A 13,361-nucleotide genomic window follows, 5' to 3' on the forward strand; every position below is an offset into this window, starting at 1 on the left:
CCCGATGGCCGGGGTGCCCTCCGAGGAACGGTATCGCGAGATTCTGTCGCTGGTGCGCGCGCGTGGCTATGTGGCCAATGAGGAACTGGCGCAGCGCCTGCGTGTGGCGGTGCAGACGATCCGCCGCGATGTGAACCATCTGGCCGGGATCGGGCAATTGGCCCGGCATCATGGCGGGGCGGGGCTGGTCTCGTCGATCGAGAACATTGCTTATGCGGAGCGGCAGATTCTCAACCGGCGGGAGAAGGAGGCGATCGGGCAGATCGCGGCCAGGGAAATTCCCGACCATTCGTCGCTGTTCATCAATATCGGCACGACGACTGAAGCCTTCGCGCGGGCGCTGCGGCATCGCCAGGGGTTGCGGGTGATTACCAATAACCTGCATGTGGCCTCGACCCTGGCGCCGGAATCCAGTTTTCGCGTCGTGGTGGCGGGCGGCACGGTGCGCTCGCATGACGGGGGGATTACCGGCCCGACCGCGACCGCGATGATCGACCAGTATCGCGCGGATTTCGGGGTGATCGGCATCAGCGGGATCGAGGAAGACGGCACGCTGCTGGATTTCGACCTCGACGAAATCGACCTTGCGCGGGCGATCATGCGGAATGCGCGCACGGTGTTCCTTCTGGCTGACCATACCAAGTTCGGGCGTCGGCCGATGGGGCGGGTGGGGCATCTGTCGGACGTGCATGCATTGTTCACCGATCGGCCGCCGCCGCCATCGGTGCGGGCTGTGCTGGAGCAGCATCAGATCGCCCTGCATATCGCCGGTGTGGGCCCGTAAACCCGCTGCGGCGCTGACGGGGCTTTTCGGGTCCGCGCGGTCTGTCTGCTTTTTGCAGGCGGCATGTTCCAAAACGAACATCCCTTTGGGTTTCATGGCAAAATAATCGGGTTTCTTGGGTTCGGAATCGCGCTCCATCGCTTCGTTTTGCGTTGATTTTTGCTTTTATGTTCGTTTACGAACATCGGCAGGAGGAACGAGTCATGCTGTCCGATCCATCGCGCGGGGTGAATGCCGCGCAGCAACCCTATGACCTGCTGATTGTCGGGGGTGGTATCAATGGAGTCGGCATCGCGCGGGATGCCGCGGGGCGCGGGGCGTCTGTGCTGCTGGTGGAACAGCACGATCTGGCGTCCCATACCTCGTCCGCCAGTACCAAGCTGATTCATGGCGGGTTGCGGTATCTGGAATATTACGAATTCCGCCTGGTGCGTGAGGCGCTGATCGAGCGCGAGCGGCTGCTGGCGATCGCGCCGCATATCATCTGGCCGCTTTCTTTCGTGCTGCCGCATTCCAAGCTGGTGCGGCCGGCCTGGATGCTGCGGATGGGGCTGTTCCTGTACGACCATCTGGGTGGTCGGATGACGCTGCCGCGCTCGCGCGGGGTGCGGCTGGACCGCGACCCGGTGGGTACGCCGCTGCGGTCGGATTATCGGCGGGCGTTCATCTATTCCGACGGGCGGGTGCTGGATAGCCGCCTGGTGGTTCTGAACGCCATGGATGCGCGGGAAAAGGGAGCCGATATCCGGACCCGCACCCGGCTGGTTGCGGCGCGTCGGGTCGATGGGGTGTGGGAAGCGACGATCGAGGACGCGAGTGGCCAGCAGGTGGTGCGGGCGCGCGGGCTGGTGAATGCCGCCGGACCGTGGGTGGAGCGCATTCTGCGCGATACGCTGGCGATCAAGACGTCCAAGCAGGTGCGGCTGGTCAAGGGCAGCCACATCGTGGTGCCGCGCTGCTTCGAGGGCGAACAGGCTTATATCTTCCAGAATCCTGACCGGCGGATCGTGTTCGCCATTCCCTATGAGCGGGATTTCACGTTGATCGGCACCACCGATATTCCGTGGGCCGCCGATCCGGGCGAGGTGCGGATTGCCGACGACGAGGTGCGCTATCTGTGCGAGAGCGTGAACCGGTATTTCCGCAAGGCGGTCACGCCCGAGGATGTCGTGTGGACCTATGCCGGGGTTCGGCCGCTCTATGACGACGCGGCGCAGAATGCCTCGGCGGTGACGCGCGATTATGTGCTGGATGTGGATGCGCCGGCGGGCGAGGGGGTTCTGCTGTCGATCTTCGGTGGCAAGATCACGACCTATCGGCGCCTTGCGGAACATGCGCTGGAGAAGCTGGCGCCGAGCCTGCCGGTTCTTGGCGGGGCCGGATGGACCGCCAGCCGGCCGCTGCCGGGGGGCGATCTGGGGCCGGGCGGGTTCGATTCCGCCGTCGTGCGCCTGCGTGCCCATGCCCCCTTCCTTTCGGCGGACGATGCCTGGAGGCTGGTTCGCAACTACGGCACGCTGGCGTGGGAGATCGTGGGGACAGCGCAGCGCCACGCCGATCTGGGCGAGGATTTCGGTGGCGGGCTGACGGCGCGTGAGGTCGATTATCTGATCGCGCGGGAATGGGCCGTGACCGCCGAGGATATCCTGTGGCGGCGCTCGCGCCGGGGCCTGCATATCGATGGCGCGGGCCAGGCGCGGCTGGAACGCTATCTCGACGCCCGGCGCGAGGCCGTGCGCGACAGCCGGTCCGCCATGGCCGGCTAGGGCTGACGGCGTCCGGGCGGGCTGTCTGCCCGGATGCCCTCCCCCGAATGAGAAACATCAAGAGCAATAACCCGAAAATCAATAAAGAGAAGAAACGGGACCATGTTCAGGAACAGGCAGTTTGTCGGCGAGTTGATCGCCGAATTCATCGCGGTCTTCATCATCATCCTGGTCGGTGATTCCGTGGCCGCGATGTATTCGCTGTATGATCCCAGCCCTTACCGCAATGCCTATTGGGGCGTGTGCATCGTCTGGGGGCTGGGGGTCACCATCGCCATCTATGTGACCGGTGCGGTCTCGGGCACCCATGCCAATCCGGCGGTGACGCTGGCGCTTGCGCTGTTTCGCGGTTTTTCATGGCGCAAGGTGCTGCCTTATGTCGCCGTTCAGGTGTTGGGCGGCGTGGCGGGGGCGGCCATTGTGTACGTGCTCTATGCGCCGGTGATCGATCATTTCAATCTGGCGCATCATCTGGACCGCCTGCATGACGGTGGGGCGGCCGGGGTGTTCTTTACCCATCCCGGCGATTTCGTGACGCCGCTTCATGCCCTGGTGGATGAGATCATCCTGACGGCGTTGCTGCTGTTCGGGATATTCGCCGTGACGTGCGAATATAATACCCAGGCGCCGCAGGCCAATTCGGGCGCGCTGATCATCGGGTTGCTGGTCGCGGCGATCGGCGGATGCGCGGGGTATCTGGAAGCTTGGGCCATTAATCCGGCGCGTGATTTCGGGCCGCGCCTGTTCTGTTATTTCGCGGGCTGGGGGCCATCGGCCCTGCCGGCGCCGGGCAATTACTGGTGGGTGCCGATCGTGGGGCCGCTGGCGGGCGGTGTGATCGGTGCCGGCGCCTATGAGGGCTTGGTCCGCCCCTATATGCCGCGGCTGCGCGACCGGGCGGCATCATCGGAGGTCGGCCCGCTGGCTGAAGCACCGGTGGCCGATACCGGTCTTTCCAGCCAGCCATGACATCGAGCGCAGACTCGGGAGGAACGAACATGAGCAACAAGACCACCATCCTGGCGATCGATCAGGGCACGACTTCGACCCGCAGCATCGTCTTCGATCGCGACGCGCGGCCCCTGGCGACGGCGCGCGCCGAATTCGCGCAGCATTATCCCGGCCAGGGCTGGGTGGAGCATGACGCCGAGGAGATCTGGCGCGACGTGCTGTCGACCGCGCGCGACGCGCTGGAACAGAGCGGCGGCGTGGAGAGCGTGGCGGCGATCGGCATCACCAACCAGCGCGAGACGATCGTGGTGTGGGATCGGGCGACCGGCAAGCCGGTCCATCGTGCCATCGTCTGGCAGGATCGGCGCACCGCGCCGCTCTGTGCCCGCATGCGGCAGGAGGGCTGCGAGGACCTGGTGCGCGCGCGGACGGGCCTGTTGCTGGACCCGTATTTTTCCGCCAGCAAGCTGGCCTGGATCCTGGACAATGTGCCGGGCGCCCGGCGGGATGCCGAGGCCGGGCGGCTGGCCTTCGGCACGATCGACAGCTTTCTGCTCTGGCGCCTGACGGGCGGGCGGGTGCATGCGACGGACGTGACCAATGCCGCGCGCACGCTGCTGTTCGACATCCATCGTCAGTGCTGGGATGACGATCTGCTGCGGCTGTTCAATATCCCTGCCTCCCTGCTGCCCGAGGTGCGGGGGAACAGCGAGATTTATGGCGAGACCGATCCGGCGCTTCTGGGGCGTGCGATCCCGGTGGCGGGCATGGCGGGAGACCAGCAGGCGGCCCTGGTCGGGCAGGCCTGCTTTACGCCCGGCATGGCCAAGGCGACCTATGGCACGGGCTGTTTCGTGCTGCTCAATACCGGCGAGGCGCCCGTGACCTCGGCGAACCGGATGCTGACTACGATCGGCTACCGGATCGGCGGCAGGACGACTTACGCGCTTGAAGGTGCGATCTTCGTGGCCGGTGCCGCGATCAAGTGGTTGCGCGACGGGCTGCACCTGATTACCCATGCCTCGCAGACCGACGACATGGCGACGCGCATTCCGCATAGCCATGGCGTGTATATGGTGCCGGGCTTCGTGGGGCTGGGGGCGCCGCATTGGGACCCGGAGGCGCGCGGCCTGATCTGCGGCCTGACGCTGGATGCCACGGCGGCGCATATCGCCCGCGCCGCGCTGGAATCGGTGGCCTATCAGACCTATGACCTGATGGAGGCGATGACGCAGGATGGCGGCGGGCTGGTGACGACCCTGCGCGTCGATGGCGGCATGGCGGTCAATGACTGGTTCTGCCAGTTCCTGGCGGACATCCTTCAGGCCGGTGTGGAGCGGCCGACCCATCTGGAGACGACGGCCACGGGTGCGGCGTTCCTGGCCGGACTGGCTTGCGGCGTATGGACCGATCTGGACGATGTGGCGGCGCGCTGGTCGCGGGGCCGCGTGTTCGAGGCCAGCATGGAGGATGCCCAGCGCCGGACAATGCTGGATGGCTGGCGGCAGGCGGTGCGCCGGACCCTGACCCCGAAAGCGGCCTGATCGTCGGACGGAAGGCGTGAGCCGGGGAGACTAGAGCAGATCCTGTTTGAATGCGTGCATTCAAACAGGTGAAGATGCTCGTAAAAGCAATAAACTAGAGCATTTCCACCGAACCGGTTTTCGGTGGAAATGCTCTAGGGTGTTGTCTCCTCGGTATCGGCCGATGGGTGGACGATAAAGGGGACGCTGCGTGTGGCGCCTCCCATGAAATGGAAGGTGATGGTGATCTGCTGGCCGGGGTGCAGGCTGTCGTCGTAGCCGGTGCAGATCAGGTGATAGCCGCCGGGCGGGAACACCAGGGTGGTTTCGGCCGGCAGCGCCAGATGCGTGAACAGTGTCGCGGTGTCGCTGGTGCTTTCCTGTTCCGTATGATGGGCGAACAGATTGTGGCAGGTGGGCGACGAGACGCCGGCCAGCAGATGAACCGATTTGCCGCGATTCTCGATCGTGAAATATCCTGCCGCGATCCGGCGGTCGGGGCGGAGGATCTGTATCGAGGTATCGCGGATATCGATATCCTGCCCTGTCGCAGCCTGGTCGTCATCGGGCGCGAGGGGAGCGGCGCGGGCGGCCGAGAGGCCCGCCTGGCTCATGAGGACCAGTAATCCGATCAGCAGCGCGTGTCGCGTCATGGGCTCCTCGGCTTCATTGCGGGAAGAGTATCAGGGTGCCGGACAGGGGCAAAGCGGGCCCGGCATGGACACATGGGCTTGCGTCCGGTTGATTTCGTGCGCATTTCCCACCTCGGAAACACGCTGCTCAGGACTGATACCCGCATGAGATGCCCTTTTTGTGGTCATGACGATACCCAGGTCAAGGACAGTCGCCCGCATGAGGATGGGGCGGCAATCCGTCGTCGGCGGATCTGTGCATCGTGCGGCCAGCGTTTCACGACCATCGAGCGGGTGCAGCTTCGGGACCTGCATGTCATCAAGACGGATGGGCGGCGTGTGGCGTTCGAGCGTGACAAGCTGGCGCGGTCGGTTCGCATCGCGCTGCGCAAGCGCCCGGTGGATGACGAGCGGATCGAACGAATCGTCAATGGCCTGGTGCGCAAGCTGGAGGCGTCGGGGGAGACCGATATTCTGTCGGGCGATATCGGCAAGCTGGTGATGGACACGCTGCGCGAGGTCGATATCGTGGCCTATATTCGTTTTGCCAGCGTGCATTGGGATTTTCGTGAAACCAAGGATTTCGCGGCGATCCTGGAGTCGATTCCCGGAACGGCCGAGGCCCGGGCTGCCGCGGCCGGTGGGCGGCAGGACGAAGCGCCGTGAGATGGGACTATGGACCTGGCGACGTAAAGAGGCGATGAAGCCGCCTTTCGCGGAATCGTGGCAGCAGGAGACAGGTGCATGAACGGATCGCACGACGAAGACAGCACCCATGTGCGGACCCGCTCGCGGACCGCATCGCGCGTGGCGGTGGTGCAGGCCCTTTTCCAGATCGAGCAGGGGGGCGACACGCCGGAGGCCGTGATCCAGCAGTTTCTGCGTCATCGGCTGATGGTGACGCCGGCAAGCGATCAGGGTGCCGAGTATGAAGACGGGCGCGTGCCCGAGGCCGATATCCGCCTGTTCGAGCAGGTGGCGCGGTCGGCGGTGGCGCGGCGCGAGCAGATCGATGCGCTGATCGTGGATGTGCTGCCGGCCTCGTGGCCGGTCGGGCGCCTTGATCCGGTGCTGCGGGCCCTGCTGCGTGCCGCCGGTGGCGAACTGGCCGTGGTCGGCGGGGTGCCGACGCGGGTGATCATCAACGAATATCTCGATATCGCCCATGGCTTCTTCTCAGGGGATGAGCCGAAGATGGTCAATGGCGTGCTCGACACGATGGCGCGCCGGCTGCGTGCAACGGATAATACGCAGGACAGCGCGCCCGACGAGGCGCCCCAGGAAGCACATGGGGCCGAAGAAGGCGCCTGAGCCGGCAGGGCACGCCGCCATGTCGCCGCCTGCATCGGGTGCTGGTCTGCCGTCGGAATTCAGGTTCATCCGGCGGCATTTCCGTGCCCTGGCGGGCGAAGGGGCGTTGGGGCTGACCGATGATGCGGCGCTGGTGCATCCGCCGGAAGGCCGCGAACTGGTGATCGCGGTCGATACGATGGTCGAATCCGTGCATTTCCTGCCGGACGATCCGCCCGATACGGTGGGGCGCAAGCTATTGCGCTGCAATCTGTCCGATCTGGCGGCGATGGACGCGACGCCGCTGGGCTATCTGCTGTCGCTCACCCGGCCGCAATCGCGCGACGAGGACTGGTTCGCCGCTTTCGCCGCGGGTTTGCATGATGATCAGGCGCGCTATGGCCTGACCCTGCTGGGCGGCGATACGACCGCGACGCACGGGCCGCTGGTTCTGTCACTGACCATTCTCGGCCATGTGCGCCCCGGCGGAGCCCTGCGGCGCAGCGGGGCGCGCGACGGGGACGATGTCTGGGTGACGGGGACGATCGGCGACGGGGCGCTCGGGCTGCGGGTGCTGCGTGGCGAACTGACGGACGCTTCCGGTTTTCTGGCCCGGCGCTATCGCCTGCCCGAGCCCCGGCTGGGGCTGGAACTGGGGGGCATTGCCTCGGCGGCGATGGATGTGTCGGACGGGCTGGTGCAGGATCTGGGCCATCTGGCGCGCGAGAGTGGCCTGGGTGCGTGGCTCGATGCGTCGTGTGTGCCTTTGTCAGACGCTGCGCGGCAGGCGGGGCCTGCGTGGCTGGCGACCTGCCTGACCGGTGGCGACGATTACGAATTGCTGCTGGCCGTGCCGCCGGAGCGCGAAGAGGCCCTGCGTCATGCGGCGGCGCGAGGGGGGGTGCCGGTGACGCGGATCGGGCGTTTCGGTCGCGCGCTGCAAGGTGTCGAAGTTCGGGACGGGGCAGGCGGCGTTCTGGCGCTGGACCGCACTGGCTGGAGCCACCTGTAGCCCCGGTTTTCAGTCCGCCGGGGCGGTCAGCGCACGATCATATACGCGGTAGCGCTTGCAGGGCTCGGGGGCCAGGCGCTCGATCAGGCGGCGCATGGGCATGTTGTTCTCGACGACCCAGCCCATTTCGACCATCCGGTAGGGCAGGGACTTGCCGCGCCGCATCAGTTCGGTGATCGCCAGGGCGGGCAGAATAGCGCCCAGGGCCGTGCCCTCCAGCTTTGAACTCACGCCCAGCAGGATGACGCGCGCGGAGTGGAATTTGTGGCGGAGCAGGCGCGCGGCCAGTTTGACCCAGCCGAGCGGGGACGGCCCGCCGCCAAGATCGCCGGCGATGTCGAACAGATTGGGTACGACCAGCGCGACGGCCACCGGGTCGCCGTTCTGCTCGATCAGCACGAAATGCTCGGGCTTCAGGATCGGCTTCATCTGCGCGACCATTGCCGTCATTTCCTCCGGGGTCAGCGGAAGTGAGCCCCAGTTGTTGCGCCATGCATCGTTGTAGAGCCCGCGGAGGATCTCGCCGTCTTCGGCCATGCTGTCCTTGCGCATGACGCGGGTGGTCACGCTGCCCAGCCGGCCTTCGCCCAGGCGCAGGCTGGAGGGTACAAGATGCTTTTCCTCCGCCTGCGGCCCGATTTCCATCTGATAGGCGAGGAAATCCATGGCCTTGGCGAAGCCGGCGGCTTCGACCAGCGGGGGGAGCCAGCTTGGGTGCCAGGGCATGGCGATCATCGGGGGGGCATCGTGTCCCTCGATCATCATGCCTGTTTCGCCGTTGGAGTTCAGCGTGAACGGCCCGCGGGCGGTGACCATGCCCTGGGCGCGCAGCCAGGCGCAGGCCGCGTCGAGCAGGGCGGAGACCACGGCGGCGTCGTCGATAGCGTCCAGCGCCCCGAAAAAGCCAATATTTTCGCCGAGTCTTTCGATGGCCAGATCGTCGATCTGTGCGGAAATCCGGCCTACGGGTCGGCCGCCGCGCATGGCCAGGAAATATTGTGCCCGCCCATGGCTGAAGAAGGCACTCTTGCGCGGGTGGAGCAGATCTTTCTGCTCCATGTCCAGCGGCGGCACATAGCCGGGCAGCCCGGCATAGAGCCGGCGCGGAAGGCGGATGAACTGTGACAACTGACGAAGCCCGGATACGGGAATGATGACAAGTTGATCCGCTTCGTTCATGACCGTTCCGTTTTTTGGCTGCGATAGGGCCGGAACCGGGTGCCCGCTATGGTGGGGCCGGCCGAGCCATGCAGTAGGCAAGGGGCTGAGTAGAGTGGCCGCGAAGGCCAGCCAGTGCTGATGACATGGAAATGGTAGTCAAAGAAAGGGGCCCGATGACCAAGATCCATCAGGGTGGTGAAATCCGTTTTGATCCGGCGACCGTCCTGATTACCGGGGCTTCCAGCGGCATCGGGGCGGAACTTGCCCGCTTTTATGCGCGCTCGGGCCGCCGGCTGGTTCTGTGGGGGCGCGATCCGGCCCGGCTGGAGCAGGTGGCGCGTGACTGCCGGACCATGGGGGCGACGGTCGCGACGCGGGAACTGAACCTGGCCGATGGGGCTGCCGCGATCGTGGCCTTTCGCGAGGATGACGACGCGCATCCGGTCGATCTGCTGATTCTTGCCGCCGGCTTGGGCGACATGCGCCAGAAGGCGGCGCTGACCGAGCGCGCGGAGACGGTGCTGGAACTCGGGCTGGTGAATTTTGCGACACCGGCGGCGCTGGCTACCGCCGGAGCCGAGCGGATGGTGCCGCGGCGGCGGGGGCATATCGTGCTGCTGGGCTCGGTCGCGGCTTTCCATGCCCTGCCGTTTGCGGCCGGCTATTCGGGATCGAAAGCTGGGTTGCTGCGTTTTGCCGAGGCGTTGCGCAATGGCCTGCTGGACCATGGCGTGGGCGTGACGCTGGTCTCGCCGGGCTTTGTCGATACGCCGATGAGCCGGCGGGTGCGCAGCACCAAGCCGTTCCTGCAAAGCGCGCCGCAGGCGGCGCGGCTGATCGCGCGGGCGGTGGAGGAGGAGCGGCCGCACCTGATCTTCCCCCGGATCTTCGCGGGTCTGCGCGTGCTGGACATCGTGCTACCGCGTCGGATACGGGATTTTGTGCTGAGACGCCTGAAGGCCGAACAGGCACCGCGCCCGACGATCTGACATTCGGCGCCGTTTGCGCCGGCATATCTTCCGCAGGGAGGCAGGACTGGACATGAAAGAAATCGTCGCCGTGGATATCGGCGGTACCCATGCCCGCTTCGCGATTGCCGTGGTGGAAGGGGGGCGCGTTGCCTCGCTGGGGGACGCGCTGACGTTGAAATGCGCCGAACATGCCAGCCTGCTGCTGGCCTGGGAGGCCTTCGGCCGGCAGATCGGGCGCACGCTGCCGCGCGCCGCGGGCATTGCCGTTGCCTGCCCGATCCAGGGCGACATCCTGAAACTGACGAACAACCCCTGGATGATCCGCCCCGCGCAGCTTGGCGCCCAGCTGGGGGTGGATGAACACGTACTGGTCAATGATTTCGGTGCCGTGGGCTATGCGGTGGCACAGGTCGATGCCACCCATCTGCGCCATTTGTGCGGGCCGGATCGCGACCTGCCGGCCGAGGGCGTGACCACGATCGTCGGCCCTGGCACCGGGCTGGGCTCGGCTTATGTCGTCCGCCGTGACGGGCGCTGTCTGGTGTGCGAGACCGAAGGTGGGCATGTCGATTTCGCGCCGCTGGATAGCGTGGACGACCGGATTCTCCAGCGGTTGCGGCAGCGTTACCGCCGTGTTTCGGCCGAACGGATCGTTTCGGGGCCGGGGCTGGTGAATCTTTACGAAACGATCGCCGAGCTTGAGGGGCAGCCCTCCCGCATTCATGACGACAAGGAACTCTGGACGCTGGGGCTGGAGGGGCGAGACCCGATGGCATCGGCGGCGGTGGAGCGATTCTGTCTGGCGCTGGGGGGGGTCGCGGGGGATCTGGCGCTGGCCCAGGGGGCCAATGGCGTGGTGATTGCCGGTGGGGTGGGCCAGCGGCTGGCGGATCATCTGCCGCGATCGGGGTTCGCCGAGCGATTCGTGGCCAAGGGACGATTCGAATCGATGATGGCGGGGCTGCCGGTGAAGCTGATCACCCATCCGCAGCCGGGGTTGCTTGGAGCGGCGGCAGCCTTCGCCGAACGCTTCGCCTAAGGGGGGGAAGGGCGTCGCCCGTGCTTCGTGGCGACGGGCCATCAGGGCCGCTCCTGCTCACCGGCCCATATTTCCGGCCACGCTCTCAAGAGGCGTTTTTGAAATGCTCTCCAAAGGGTTGCCAGGTCTCTTGCATCATATCGGAAGCGGTAGGACATTCCCTTGACCTTGTTGAGGGAAGAGACTGGCAGTGACGCATGACGGCGCCGGAGCAACCGGCTGGATCGACCGTTTTTTCCATGTGACGCGCCGGGGTTCGACCCTCTCGCGGGAACTGATTGCCGGGCTGACCACGTTCGGGGCCATGGCGTATATCATGATCGTCAATCCGGCGATTCTGGCCCTGGCGGGGCTGGACCGGCACGACATGATCATGACGACCATCGCAGCCTCGGTCGTCGGGTCGCTGCTGATGGCACTGCTGGCCAATCTGCCGATCGCCCTGGCGCCGGCCATGAGCAGCAACCTGATCTTCGCGCAGGTGGTGGTGGTGCAGATGGGAATCGCACCGCCGGTTGCCTTCACCATGGTCTTTATCGGCGGGCTGGCCTTCGTTGCGCTGTCGCTGACGCAATGGCGGCAGAAGATCGTGATGGGGTTTCCCGTTTCGGTCCGCACCGGCATCCATTGCGCGATCGGGGCCTTTATCGCCCATATCGGCATGGTCAGCGGCGGATTGGCGGTAAAGGGCGCCGAGGGGTTTGCCTTCGGGTCGCTGCGCGATCCGGCGGTGCTGCTGGCGATCGGCGGCCTGTTTCTGGCCGGGGCGTTGCGGATGCTGCGGGTGCCGGCGGGGATGCTGCTGAGCATTGTGGCGGTGACGCTGGCGGGGTGTTTCGTCCACCATCCCGATGGTCATCCGGTCACGTCGCGGCCTTCCGCCTGGCTGGAATGGCCGCATTATCCGGTCCACATGCTGTTTCCCTTCGATTTCCACGGGTTCGTCACACATTTCGGCCTGGTGCTGCCGGTGACGCTGTATTTCTTCCTCGGCGATTTCTTCGATGCGACGGGCACCATGATGGCGGTGACGCGCAAGGCCGGGCTGTCGGTCGAGGATGGGCAGCCCCTGCTTGGCCGGGCCGCCTTCGTGGCCGACGGTACGGCCAGCGTGATGGGCTCGATTCTCGGGACTTCTACCGTGTCGGCCTATCTGGAATCGCTGGTCGGGGCGGAGGCCGGGGGACGGACCGGGCTGGTGGGGGTGACGGTGGCGGCGCTGTTCGCGCTGTCGTCCGTGCTGTGGCCTGTCATTACCGCCGTTCCGGCAGTGGCGACCGCGCCGGTGCTGATCCTGGTCGGGTTGGGCATGCTGTCCGATATGGGGCGGGTAGAGCAGGATGATGCGGGCGGGGTTCTCGTGCCGCTGCTGATGGTGCTGGTGACGGTCATGACCGGCAATTTTATGGTCAGCCTGGCGCTGGGGCTGCTGCTCTATACCGTGCTGGCGGTCGTGGGGCGGCGCTGGCGTGAGATGACGCCGATCCTGCTGCTGCTGGACGGGGTGTTCATTTTCTATCTGGTGCTGGCCAGCGGCATCGGGGGAGGGACATGAAGACGCTTGGCGCGTTGCTGCTGCTGTCGGGCCTGTTCTTCGCGGTGCCCGCCGCCGCGACGGAAGGGGGGAGTATGTGGCCCGATACGCCGGATGCGCGGCTGGAACTGGAAGCGCTGGTCGCGACGCTGGATGTGCGCCTGCTCTCCCACCCCAGCGCGACCCTGACGCTGGAAGGCTGGTGCCGCGATCACGGTCTGGCGCCGGTGGCCCGTGTGGTGGCGCGCCGTGTGCCTGGCGCGATGCGGGCGCCGAGTGCCGGACAGCGGCGGGAACTGGCCGTTGGTGCTGAGGACGAGGTGGCCTATCGCCGGGTGGAACTGGCGTGCGGGGGGCGCGTGCTGTCGGTGGCGGATAATTGGTATGTGCCCGCGCGCCTGACCCCGGCGATGAACGACCTTCTGGCACGAACCGATACCGCGTTCGGCCATGTGGTGGCGGACCTGCATTTTACCCGCCGGACGTTAGAGAGCACCCGCCTGTTCACGCCGCTGCCCGATGGATGGGAGCGGGATGGCCTGCCGCCGCCGGGGGCGGGGACGATTACCATTCCGGCCGCGATCCTGCGCCATCGTGCGTTGCTGTATCGTCAGGACGGGGTGCCGTTCAGCGAGGTGGTGGAAACCTATACCGGTGCGATGCTGGATTTTCCGCCGCCGCCATTGAAGTGAGAGAGG

13 protein-coding genes are annotated in these 13,361 nt (G+C 66.0%); 11 read left to right on the plus strand and 2 right to left on the minus strand.

What is annotated here, in order from left to right; all coding sequences use genetic code 11:
* Nucleotides 1-4 precede the first annotated feature (4 nt).
* The 4 genes from C7453_RS07590 to glpK all read left to right on the plus strand — a co-directional run bounded on the left by C7453_RS07590 (nucleotide 5) and on the right by glpK (nucleotide 5,045).
* Nucleotides 5-784: a DeoR/GlpR family DNA-binding transcription regulator gene (locus C7453_RS07590; protein WP_114726927.1), complete on the plus strand. Its 780-nt coding sequence runs from the start codon at nucleotides 5-7 to the stop codon at nucleotides 782-784.
* Nucleotides 785-987: 203 nt separating this feature from the next.
* Nucleotides 988-2,550 carry a glycerol-3-phosphate dehydrogenase gene (glpD, locus tag C7453_RS07595; RefSeq protein WP_114726928.1) on the plus strand — a complete coding sequence of 521 codons (1,563 nt, stop codon included), beginning with the start codon at nucleotides 988-990 and terminating at the stop codon, nucleotides 2,548-2,550.
* 102 nt (nucleotides 2,551-2,652) lie between these two features.
* Nucleotides 2,653-3,519 carry an MIP/aquaporin family protein gene (locus tag C7453_RS07600; protein WP_114726929.1) on the plus strand — a complete coding sequence of 289 codons (867 nt, stop codon included), beginning with the start codon at nucleotides 2,653-2,655 and terminating at the stop codon, nucleotides 3,517-3,519.
* A gap of 29 nt (nucleotides 3,520-3,548) precedes the next feature.
* Nucleotides 3,549-5,045 (plus strand): glycerol kinase GlpK, encoded by a 1,497-nt coding sequence (gene glpK / locus C7453_RS07605; protein ID WP_114726930.1) that lies wholly within the window; start codon nucleotides 3,549-3,551, stop codon nucleotides 5,043-5,045.
* 134 nt (nucleotides 5,046-5,179) lie between these two features.
* Here the strand turns inward: glpK and C7453_RS07610 are convergent, their stop codons facing one another.
* A complete protein-coding gene (locus C7453_RS07610) occupies nucleotides 5,180-5,677 on the minus strand; it encodes a copper chaperone PCu(A)C (protein WP_114726931.1) in 498 nt (165 codons plus the stop codon).
* A gap of 144 nt (nucleotides 5,678-5,821) precedes the next feature.
* Between C7453_RS07610 and nrdR the strand changes: the two genes are divergently transcribed.
* From nrdR to thiL, 3 genes are all read left to right on the plus strand, one after another.
* Nucleotides 5,822-6,322 (plus strand): transcriptional regulator NrdR, encoded by a 501-nt coding sequence (gene nrdR, locus C7453_RS07615; RefSeq protein ID WP_114726932.1) that lies wholly within the window; start codon nucleotides 5,822-5,824, stop codon nucleotides 6,320-6,322.
* Nucleotides 6,323-6,400: 78 nt separating this feature from the next.
* Nucleotides 6,401-6,967, plus strand: a complete 567-nt coding sequence (gene nusB, locus C7453_RS07620; RefSeq protein WP_114726933.1) for a transcription antitermination factor NusB — start codon at nucleotides 6,401-6,403, stop codon at nucleotides 6,965-6,967.
* Between the two features lie 19 nt (nucleotides 6,968-6,986).
* Nucleotides 6,987-7,958 carry a thiamine-phosphate kinase gene (gene thiL, locus C7453_RS07625; protein ID WP_114727071.1) on the plus strand — a complete coding sequence of 324 codons (972 nt, stop codon included), beginning with the start codon at nucleotides 6,987-6,989 and terminating at the stop codon, nucleotides 7,956-7,958.
* Nucleotides 7,959-7,967: 9 nt separating this feature from the next.
* Here thiL and C7453_RS07630 read toward each other — a convergent pair whose 3' ends face one another.
* Nucleotides 7,968-9,137 (minus strand): GNAT family N-acetyltransferase, encoded by a 1,170-nt coding sequence (locus C7453_RS07630; RefSeq protein ID WP_114726934.1) that lies wholly within the window; start codon nucleotides 9,135-9,137, stop codon nucleotides 7,968-7,970.
* A 155-nt stretch (nucleotides 9,138-9,292) separates the two neighbouring features.
* Here C7453_RS07630 and C7453_RS07635 point away from each other — a divergent pair, with 155 nt between their 5' ends.
* The 4 genes from C7453_RS07635 (at nucleotide 9,293) to C7453_RS07650 (ending at nucleotide 13,355) form a co-directional block, all read left to right on the plus strand.
* Nucleotides 9,293-10,108 (plus strand): SDR family NAD(P)-dependent oxidoreductase, encoded by an 816-nt coding sequence (locus C7453_RS07635; RefSeq protein ID WP_170143158.1) that lies wholly within the window; start codon nucleotides 9,293-9,295, stop codon nucleotides 10,106-10,108.
* A 52-nt stretch (nucleotides 10,109-10,160) separates the two neighbouring features.
* A complete protein-coding gene (gene glk / locus C7453_RS07640) occupies nucleotides 10,161-11,129 on the plus strand; it encodes a glucokinase (protein WP_114726936.1) in 969 nt (322 codons plus the stop codon).
* Nucleotides 11,130-11,319: 190 nt separating this feature from the next.
* Nucleotides 11,320-12,684: an NCS2 family permease gene (locus C7453_RS07645; protein ID WP_114726937.1), complete on the plus strand. Its 1,365-nt coding sequence runs from the start codon at nucleotides 11,320-11,322 to the stop codon at nucleotides 12,682-12,684.
* Complete coding sequence (locus C7453_RS07650) at nucleotides 12,681-13,355, plus strand: hypothetical protein (protein WP_114726938.1); 675 nt, start codon at nucleotides 12,681-12,683, stop codon at nucleotides 13,353-13,355. Before C7453_RS07645 ends, C7453_RS07650 begins: the two co-directional genes overlap by 4 nt.
* Nucleotides 13,356-13,361 lie beyond the last annotated feature (6 nt).

Origin of the sequence: Gluconacetobacter liquefaciens (genome assembly GCF_003350405.1) — a bacterium.
Taxonomy (GTDB): domain Bacteria; phylum Pseudomonadota; class Alphaproteobacteria; order Acetobacterales; family Acetobacteraceae; genus Gluconacetobacter; species Gluconacetobacter liquefaciens.

What these genes read in the sequence shown, in the direction of transcription:
- C7453_RS07590 (WP_114726927.1), top strand. Translation starts at nt 5, where the DNA reads ATGGCCGGGGTGCCCTCCGAGGAACGGTATCGCGAGATTCTGTCGCTG.
- glpD (WP_114726928.1), top strand. Translation starts at nt 988, where the DNA reads ATGCTGTCCGATCCATCGCGCGGGGTGAATGCCGCGCAGCAACCCTAT.
- C7453_RS07600 (WP_114726929.1), top strand. Translation starts at nt 2,653, where the DNA reads ATGTTCAGGAACAGGCAGTTTGTCGGCGAGTTGATCGCCGAATTCATC.
- glpK (WP_114726930.1), top strand. Translation starts at nt 3,549, where the DNA reads ATGAGCAACAAGACCACCATCCTGGCGATCGATCAGGGCACGACTTCG.
- C7453_RS07610 (WP_114726931.1), bottom strand. Translation starts at nt 5,677, where the DNA reads ATGACGCGACACGCGCTGCTGATCGGATTACTGGTCCTCATGAGCCAG.
- nrdR (WP_114726932.1), top strand. Translation starts at nt 5,822, where the DNA reads ATGAGATGCCCTTTTTGTGGTCATGACGATACCCAGGTCAAGGACAGT.
- nusB (WP_114726933.1), top strand. Translation starts at nt 6,401, where the DNA reads ATGAACGGATCGCACGACGAAGACAGCACCCATGTGCGGACCCGCTCG.
- thiL (WP_114727071.1), top strand. Translation starts at nt 6,987, where the DNA reads ATGTCGCCGCCTGCATCGGGTGCTGGTCTGCCGTCGGAATTCAGGTTC.
- C7453_RS07630 (WP_114726934.1), bottom strand. Translation starts at nt 9,137, where the DNA reads ATGAACGAAGCGGATCAACTTGTCATCATTCCCGTATCCGGGCTTCGT.
- C7453_RS07635 (WP_170143158.1), top strand. Translation starts at nt 9,293, where the DNA reads ATGACCAAGATCCATCAGGGTGGTGAAATCCGTTTTGATCCGGCGACC.
- glk (WP_114726936.1), top strand. Translation starts at nt 10,161, where the DNA reads ATGAAAGAAATCGTCGCCGTGGATATCGGCGGTACCCATGCCCGCTTC.
- C7453_RS07650 (WP_114726938.1), top strand. Translation starts at nt 12,681, where the DNA reads ATGAAGACGCTTGGCGCGTTGCTGCTGCTGTCGGGCCTGTTCTTCGCG.